The organism is Amycolatopsis sp. NPDC104863 (assembly GCF_055582965.1).
This window is the reverse complement of record NZ_JBVJOW010000011.1, coordinates 227,614-236,126: the sequence shown is the minus strand read 5'-3', so window position 1 is coordinate 236,126 and position 8,513 is coordinate 227,614. Positions and strand designations below refer to the sequence as shown.

Here is an 8,513-nt window from a genome sequence, read left to right as displayed (position 1 = left end):
CCACTCCCCCCTCCCCCCCCCTCCCCTCCCCTCCCCCCCCCCCCCCCCCCCCCCCCCCCCCCCCCCCCCCACCCGGTGGTCTACTTCAGCGCCTTGACCAGCGCGGGAACGAAGACCGAGGCGTCGACCGTGCCCCAGCCGCTGGCGATGTCGAAGCCCTTCGCCGCGGTGAAGCCGGTGACGCCGTCCTGGCTGTTGTCGCCTTCGGTGACGTCGACGATGCCCGCCTTGGCGCCGGCCGGGCCCAGCTTCGTGTAGAGCGCGGGGTTGATCTGGCCGAGCTTGCCGTGCTTGGCCTGGACGGCCAGCGCGAGCACCCCGGCGAACAGCGGCGCGGACTGCGACGTCCCGAAGACGCCTTCCATGCTGATGTCCGGGAACGAACGCATCTTGCTGCCGGTGATCTTCTTGACGCCGTCCTGCCAGTTCGGCCGCGCGTACGTCTTGGAGAGGCCCGCGCCTTCGGAGAAGCCGTTGTCCTTGACGTTCACGACGTCGTCCGGCTTGGTGCGGTTGCCGGCCGCGTCGAGGTGCAGCTGGGTGCCGCCGAGCGTCGTGACGCGCGGGTCGGACGCCGGCCAGCTCGCGACGCGGTACGGGTAGTTGCCCGGGCCGTAGAGGTAACCGCCGGTCGGGCCGTCGTCACCGGAGGAGGCGACCATCGTGATGCCGGCCTTGCTCGCGCGGTCGAGCGCCGGGTCGAGCGTCTTGATCGAGTCGAACGACGGGAAGTTCTCTTCGGTGGTGCCGAAGCTCATCGAGATGACGTCGGTCAGCTTGTGCTCGGTCAGGTAGTCGACGGCGTGCATCATCTCGGGCAGGCCGGTGAAGCCCTGCGTCTCGGCGACCGGTGTCGCGGCGACGATGATCTTCGCGTTCGGCGCGAGGGCGTGCATCATCGTGACGTCGAGGTCGGTCTCGCCGCCCCAGCCCTGGCAGGTGGCGGTGTCGACACCGGGGTCGGTGCAGGCCGGGACGGCCCCGGACGGCTCGATGACCTCGACGTTCGCCGGCGGCAGGCCGTGGTTCTTCGAGTAGGTGTCCAGGATCTGCTTGACCTGGTCGTCGCCGAAGGACACCAGCGTCGCGACGGTGCTGCCGGCGCCGGTGATCCCGGCGTTCCACAGCTTCGTCGTGTTGTACGCCGTGCTTTCCTTCGGCAGCGACGCCATCGCCGCTTCCAGCTTGGCGACGCGCTTTTCGACGGTGTTCGCGCCGACGAACGACTGCGCGGCCGCCGAGAAGTGGTGCTTCGACGGCTGGTGCCCGGCGTTCGGCGTGCTCGGCACCGGCGTCGCGCCGGCGGGTGCGGCGAACGCGGTCACGAGCAACGTGGTGCTCGCGAGCAAGCCGGACACAGCGCGCAGTCTCATGCTTTTCTCCCGTGGCTGAAGGAAACTCCGTCAGCCACTCTGCTCACGACGGGGAGAAGGCAACATCGACTTTCGTCTTTCCTTTTAGGAGGAAAGCACCCCGAAGACGCGCGATGTCGTGATCAAGACTTTCGTAGCGGCTCCTTTCAGGGGTGGGAAGGGGAATCACGCGTGACTGGGCGGGCATTTCGCGTGATTGGAGGGGCATCACGCGTGATTGGAGGGACGACACGCGTGATTGAAGGGACGACACGCGTACCTGGGTGGACGACACGTGCCTGGGTGGGAGGTCAGCCTCCCTCTGGGCGGTCGCCGTGGAGGAGGCCGCGGACCGTTTCGATCGTGTCGGCGTCGGCCGGGTCCTTGTCCGGGCGGTAGCGGACCACCCGGGCGAAGCGCAGCGCGAGGCCGCCCGGGTAGCGGGTTGACACCTGGGCGCTGTCCAGCTCGATCTCGACCACCACCTCCGGACGGACGTACACCGTCCAGTCGTCGCGGTGGGTCTCGATCTCCTGGAACGTCCTCGTCTGCCAGGCGAGGATCTCGTCGGTCATGCCCTTGAACGTCTTGCCCACCATGATCGGCGGGCCGCCGTCCGGGTCGCGGGCGCCCAGATGGAGGTTCGACAGCGTGCCCGTGCGGCGGCCGTGGCCCCACTCCGCGGCCAGCACCACCAGGTCGATCGTGTGCACCGGCTTGACCTTCAGCCACGCGCGCCCGCGCCGCCCGGCCGCGTACGGCGACGCCAGGTCCTTGACCATCACCCCTTCGTGGCCGGCCTCCATCGCCGCCTCCAGCACCTCGGCCGCGCGCGCGACACCGACCTCGCCGGGGATCACGTGCGCCCCGGCGACCTTCCGCAGCGCCGCATTGCGCTCGGACAGCGGCGCGTCCAGCAGGTCGACGCCGTCGAGGTGCAGGCAGTCGAAGAAGTACGGCCGCAGCAGCAGCGCCTTCACCTGCTCCTCGCGCGTGCTGCCGAACCGGCTCATCGTGTCCTGGAACGGCCGCGGCCGCCCGGCGTCGGTCAGCGCGAGCGTCTCGCCGTCCAGCACCACCGACTCGCACGGCAGCGCCCGCACGAGCTCGACCAGCTCCTGGACGCTCCCGGTGATCTCGCGCAGTGTCCGCGTCCAGACGTGCACTTCGTCGCCCTGGCGGTGCACCTGGATCCGCGCACCGTCCATCTTGTACTCGACGATCGCCTCGGCGTGCTCGGCGACGGCCTCTTCCAGCGACTCCGCCGGAGACGCCAGCATCGGCTTGACCGGCGTGCCCAGTGTCAGCCGGAACTCCGCCAGCGCGGCCTGCCCGCCGGTCAGCGCCGCGACACCGGTGACGCCCAGCTTCCCGGACAGCATGAACGCCCGCCGCACGTCGACGGCCGGCACCTCGGCCGCCGCCGCGACCGCGTCGACCATCACGCCCTCCAGCGCGCCCTGCCGCAGCTCGCCGGTGACCAGCCGGAACAGGAACTCCTGCTCGCTCTTCGTGAGCCGCTCGAACAGCGCCCGCAGGATCTCCTGCCGCCGGCCCGAGGACCCCGTGCCCGCCGCCACCCCGGCCGCCTCGGTCAGCGCGGAATCCACTTCGAGCACCGTCGCGACCGGATCGGGCGCGGACCCGGCGCCGAGCCCGGCCAGGGTGCGCCAGCCCGCCCCCAGCCTGTCCTGCGCCGTCTGCCCGGTCAGGTACGCGATCACCACCGGCAGCTCGACGAGCTCGGCGGCGCGCAGCACCGCGGCCAGGAGGGCGATCTTCGCCTTCCTGGACCTCGTCGCCGCCAGCTCGGCGGACGCCCGGACTATCTCGCTCAGCAACACCCCGACATCATGACCCGCACCACCGACAATTTCCTGCCGATCAGATGTCCGGCCTGGTGCAGAGGGGGTCGAGCAGGCCGTCCTTGGCGACGCAGGGCGTGTATCCGGCGTCCTGCAGCTCGGCCCGCGCGGTCGGGCTGGCCAGGTAGTCCAGGAACCGCTTCAGCACGCTCCCGTTCGACGGCACGCCCTTCGTGTACAGGTACTCGACGGTCCAGAAGCGGTACCCGGCGTCCACGGTCGTGACGTCGGGGTAGTGGCCGTCGAGCTGCACGACGCTCACCTGCTGGTCGCGGGCGGCCGCGGTTTTGGCCGCCGGGACGTCGGCGTACCCGATCGCACCCGGGACCGCAGCGACCTCGGTGAGCACCTCGGCGGTCGTGCCGCGCTCGCAGCGCGTGGTGGCGGCCGCCGGGTCGCGCTCGGGCTTGCGGCACGAGTCCGACGTCAGCCGGTCCTCCGCGCCGCCGAGCACCTTCTGCTCGAACGTCTTGCGCGTGCCCGACTCCTGCCCGCGCCCGACGATCCCGATCGGCACCGACGGCCCCGGCCGCAGCTGGTCCCAGTTCCGCACACGGCCGCTGAAGATGTCCTTGACCTGCTGGGTCGTCAGCTTGTCGACCCCGGCCGCGCGGTTGACGACCAGGCTGTACACGACCACCGCGACGGCCTTCGCCTCGAGCTCCGGGCCGGCCTCGCCCGACCGGCCGTCCGAGAGCACCGCCAGCTCGTCCTTGCCCGCGGCGTCGACGACGGCGAGCGCGCGGACGCCGGTGACACTGCCGGTCGCCTGGGTCGTGATCGCCGCGCCGTCGCACTGGCTGTGGTACTCGCCGGCGATGCCGTTGATGATCGGGACGAACGCGCTCGACCCCTGGACCGACAGCTTCCCGGTGGCGCACAGCGCGCTGTCGACCGCCGGCCGGGACCAGGACACGATCAGCGTCGCCAGCAGCGCGCCGGTCAGCAGCACCCCGACCGCCGTCGTGATCACCGGCCAGCCGAACCGGCGCTGCTTGCGGTCGTCCTTGATCCGGCCGGCGGCGAGCCGCGCGTGGTGGTCGATCTCCTTGCTGATCTCGCCGTCGTGGCCCTCGGACTCGCGGAGCACGACGACCAGCTTGAACTTCTCCTTGCGCTTCAAGGAAAGCCGCGCGAACCGGACGCCGTGCCACTCGGGCGCTTCGGGCGGCGGCGCTTCCGACGCGACGAGCCCGGCGAAGCGCTTCGGCAGCAGCGCGCGCACCCGAGAGAGCTTCACGCCTTCGGCGGGCTGCGGGGTCGCGGTGTCGCGCGTGAAGAACTCGAGACCGTCGCGGACGTGCTGGCGCAGGCCGTCGTCGGTGGCGTCGGACACCCGCGCGTCCCAGACGATCCGGCTGCCGAAGGTGAACGAGAGCGGGATCTCGAAGTCCTCCGGCGCGATGTCGAACCCGCCGGTGTTGTGGACGCGGATCACCACGATGCTCATCCGCTCGAGCAGCCGGGCCATCTGCTCCAGCTGCGGCGCCGCCTGCGCCGAGCCGTTCTCGCCGTCGTGCAGGTCGATCGGGGAGAGGCCGATCTTGGAGTTGTAGAGCACCCGGAACGTCATGCGCCGGCGCCGGATGAAGTAGCGGTCCACGAACGGCGCGGCCATCGCGACCAGCGCGGCGAGCCCGAGGACCAGGCTGCCCGAGTCCGAGCTCAGGATCTCGGCGAGAGACTGCATCGTCGCGCCGACGCCCACCGTGCTGCTCCTCTGCCCCCGGCTCCCCCAGATGCAGCAGCCTAGGCAGCGGTCACGCCGGGTGGGTGCGTGCTTGCCGAGTGTTCACCGGTCGTTCACCGGCGGTGATCCAGCTGGCCAGCAGGCCGAGCGCGCGCTCGGTCTCCGACCCGGGTTCGGCGTGGTAGATCACCAGGCCCTGGTCGGGATCCTGGGGCAGACGCAGCGTTTCGTACCGCAGCCGCAGCTCGCCGACGACGGGGTTGCGCAGCACCTTCCACCCCTGCGCCTTCTCCTGCACCGCGTGCTCGGCCCACAGCTTCCGGAACTGCTCGCTGGCCAGGGAGAGCTCCCCGATCAGCTGGGCGAACCGCGGGTCACCGGGGTGCCTGCCGCTCTCCGCGCGCAGGTTCGCGACGAGCTCCCGGCAGACGGCGTCGTACTCCGGGTGCAGCTGCTTCGCGCGTTCGTCGGTGAAGATGAGCTTCGGCATGTTGAGCTCGTCGAGGTCGGCGAACGCGAACGCGACCGCACCCCCGAGCGGGTTCCACGCGAGCACGTCCAGGTACCGGCCGAAGACGAACGCGGGCGCCTGGATGGCGTCGAGCAGCTGCTGCAGCTCGGGCCGGACCCGCTGCGGCGCGTGCTCGTCCCGGCGCCTCGGCGCGGCGAGGTTGCGCAGGTAGGCCTCCTCGCCGGAGGTGAGCCGCAGCGCGCGGGCCAGCGCGTCGAGAACCGCGTCCGAGACGTTCTTCGCGCGGCCCTGCTCCAGCCGCGTGTAGTAGTCGACGCTGATGCCGGACAGCTGTGCGAGCTCCTCACGGCGCAGGCCCTTGACGCGCCGCTGCGTGATCCCGGGCGGCAGGCCCAGGTCGGCGGGGTCCAGTGCGGCGCGGCGCGCCTTCAGGAAGGCGCCCAGCTCGGCTGCGTCACTCATGCCTCCAGTATCCCCGGCTCGCGGCGGCCCGCCTGGTACTGGCGGACCCAGGTTGAGCGTGACCTGGTCCGTGCTTTCCGTCCGCCGCAGGGTGGTGGCATGAAACGACGAATTCTGGGCGGCACGGGGATCTCGGTCAGCGAGTACGCGTTCGGCGCGATGATGCTGGGCAAGTGGGGCAATCCGGACCACGAGGAGGGCGTCCGGATGCTGCACACCGCGCTCGACGCCGGCGTGAACTTCTGGGACACCGCGGACATGTACAGCGACGGCGAGAACGAGCGGATCGTCGGCCAGGCCCTGAAGGGCCGTCGCGACGAGGTCGTGCTGGCCACCAAGGGCTTCTTCCAGATGGGGTCCGACCCCAACCAGGGCGGGCTTTCGCGGCGCTGGCTCACCCGCGCGCTCGACGACAGCCTCCGGCGGCTCGACACCGACTACGTCGACCTCTACCAGGTCCACCGGCCGGACCCGACGACCGACATCGAGGAAACCCTCTCGGTGCTCACGGACTTCGTGCGCGCCGGGAAGGTCCGCGCGATCGGGTCGTCGGACTTCCCGGCCGAGCAGATCGTGGAAGCCCAGTGGGTGGCGGAAAAGCGCGGCCTGGCCCGGTTCCGGGCCGAGCAGCCGCCGTACTCGATCTTCAACCGGGCCATCGAGGCCGCGGTGCTGCCGACCGCGCAGAAGTACGGCATGGGCGTGCTGACGTGGAGCCCCCTGGCCAGCGGCTGGCTGTCGGGCAAGTACCTGCAACCGTCCGATGTGGACCTTTCCGAAGGCCGCCGGACGTTGCAGGCGCACAAGTTCGACCCGGCGCTGCCGGAGAACGCCGTCAAGTTCGAGGCGATCGCGCAGCTGAAGAAGATCGCCGACGACCTGGGCCGCCCGCTCACCCACCTGGCGACGGCGTTCGTCCGCGCGCACCCGGGCGTGACGTCGGCGATCATCGGCCCGCGCACGCCGTCGCAGCTCGACGACCTGCTCGCGGGCGCGGACCTGGTGCTGGACGACGAGGTGCTGGACCGGATCGACGAGATCGTCCCGCCGGGCACGGACCTGAACTCGGCCGAGAAGGACTACACCCCGCCGGCGCTGGCGGACAAGCGCCTGCGCCGGCGGTAGGGAGTCACTTGCCGCCGCGGGCCATGCGGAGGACGTCGAGCGCTTCGTCGAGCTGCTCTTCGGTGAGCTTGCCGTCCTTCACATACCCGCGCTCGATCACGACCTCGCGGATCGTCTTCAGCTCCTTCAGAGCCTGCTTCGCGACCGCGGCGGCCTCTTCGTAGCCGATGTACTTGTTCAGCGGCGTCACGATCGACGGCGAGCCCTCGGCGTACTGACGGGCGCGATCCACGTTGGCTTTGACGCCGTCGAAAACCTTGTCAGCCAGCAGTCGCGAGACGGCGGCGAGCAGGCGCGCCGACTCGAGGACGTTCCGGGCGATCACCGGCAGGTTGACGTTCAGCTGGAAGTTGCCCGCGGCGCCGGCGAAAGCGACGGCCGCGTCGTTGCCGATCACCTGCGCGACGACCTGCAGCGTGGCCTCCGGGATCACCGGGTTCACCTTGCCCGGCATGATCGACGAGCCCGGCTGCAGGTCCGGCAGCGCCAGCTCGGCCAGGCCGGTGCGCGGGCCGGAACCCAGCCAGCGCAGGTCGTTCGCGATCTTGTTCAGCGACACGGCGATCGTGCGCAGGTGCCCGGACGTCTCGACGACGCTGTCCTGCGTCGCCTGCGCCTCGAAGTGGTCGCGGGCCTCCGTCAGCGGCAGGCCGGTCACGGTGGCGAGCTCCGCGGCGACCGAAGCGCCGAAGCCGTCCGGCGCGTTGAGGCCGGACCCGACGGCGGTGCCGCCGATCGGCAGCTCGCCGAGGCGCGGCAGGCCGGACTTCAGCCGTTCGACGCCGAACCGGACCTGCGACGCCCACGCGCCGGCCTCCTGGCCGAGGGTGATCGGCACGGCGTCCATCAGGTGCGTGCGGCCGGACTTCACGACGTCGGCCCACTCCGCGGCGCGCACCTCGATCGCGCCGGCGAGGTACTCCAGCGCGGGGATGACGTCCTTGAGGACAGCTTCGGTCGCGGCGACGTGGATGGTCGTCGGGAAGGTGTCGTTCGACGACTGCGACGCGTTGACGTGGTCGTTCGGGTGCACGTCCCGGCCGAGGGCGCGGGTCGCCAGCGTCGCGATGACCTCGTTGGCGTTCATGTTCGACGACGTCCCCGAGCCGGTCTGGAAGACGTCGATCGGGAAGTGCGCGTCGTGGGCGCCCTCGGCGACCTCGTCGGCGGCGGCCGCGATGGCCTCCGCGACGTCGGCGTCGAGCACGCCCAGCTTCTGGTTCACGCGCGCGGCGGCGGCCTTGAGCAGGCCGAGCGCGCGGATCTGGGCCCGCTCCAGGCCCCGGCCGGAGATGGGGAAGTTCTCGACGGCCCGCTGGGTCTGCGCGCGGTAGAGCGCGGCGGCCGGCACGCGGACCTCGCCCATGGTGTCGTGTTCGATCCGGTATTCCTGGTCAGCCATGACACCGATTCTGGACCTTTTCGCGGGTCGCCGCGTGGTGGCGTTGCGCACCCCGTTCCGTCGATCGTGTACGCGGCTGTACACGACACCTACTCGCTGGTAGGTTACGGCGATCCGCGTGATCCACCTCATGATTCAAAGGGGA

At 70.9% G+C, this 8,513-nt stretch carries 6 protein-coding genes; 1 reads left to right on the top strand and 5 read right to left on the bottom strand.

What is annotated here, in order from left to right:
* Positions 1 to 80 precede the first annotated feature (80 nt).
* The 4 genes from ACZ63J_RS44830 to ACZ63J_RS44815 form a co-directional block, all read right to left on the bottom strand.
* The gene (locus tag ACZ63J_RS44830; RefSeq protein ID WP_465402446.1) at positions 81 to 1,373 is read right to left on the bottom strand and encodes a S53 family peptidase; all 1,293 of its coding nucleotides are present in this window, start codon (positions 1,371 to 1,373) and stop codon (positions 81 to 83) included.
* A 290-nt stretch (positions 1,374 to 1,663) separates the two neighbouring features.
* Positions 1,664 to 3,196 carry an ATP-dependent DNA ligase gene (locus ACZ63J_RS44825; protein WP_465402448.1) on the bottom strand — a complete coding sequence of 511 codons (1,533 nt, stop codon included), beginning with the start codon at positions 3,194 to 3,196 and terminating at the stop codon, positions 1,664 to 1,666.
* A 40-nt stretch (positions 3,197 to 3,236) separates the two neighbouring features.
* Positions 3,237 to 4,925, bottom strand: coding sequence for a PstS family phosphate ABC transporter substrate-binding protein (locus ACZ63J_RS44820; protein WP_465402450.1), 1,689 nt, complete (start codon positions 4,923 to 4,925; stop codon positions 3,237 to 3,239).
* Between the two features lie 52 nt (positions 4,926 to 4,977).
* Positions 4,978 to 5,841 (bottom strand): helix-turn-helix domain-containing protein, encoded by an 864-nt coding sequence (locus ACZ63J_RS44815; protein ID WP_465402452.1) that lies wholly within the window; start codon positions 5,839 to 5,841, stop codon positions 4,978 to 4,980.
* Between the two features lie 99 nt (positions 5,842 to 5,940).
* On the opposite strand from ACZ63J_RS44815, the gene ACZ63J_RS44810 reads away from it, so the two are divergent.
* Positions 5,941 to 6,966 (top strand): aldo/keto reductase, encoded by a 1,026-nt coding sequence (locus ACZ63J_RS44810; protein ID WP_465402454.1) that lies wholly within the window; start codon positions 5,941 to 5,943, stop codon positions 6,964 to 6,966.
* Positions 6,967 to 6,970: 4 nt separating this feature from the next.
* On the opposite strand, the gene ACZ63J_RS44805 is transcribed toward ACZ63J_RS44810, so the two are convergent.
* Entirely contained in the window at positions 6,971 to 8,368 is a 1,398-nt protein-coding gene (locus tag ACZ63J_RS44805) for a class II fumarate hydratase (RefSeq protein WP_465402456.1), read from the bottom strand.
* Between the last annotated feature and the right edge of the window lie 145 nt (positions 8,369 to 8,513).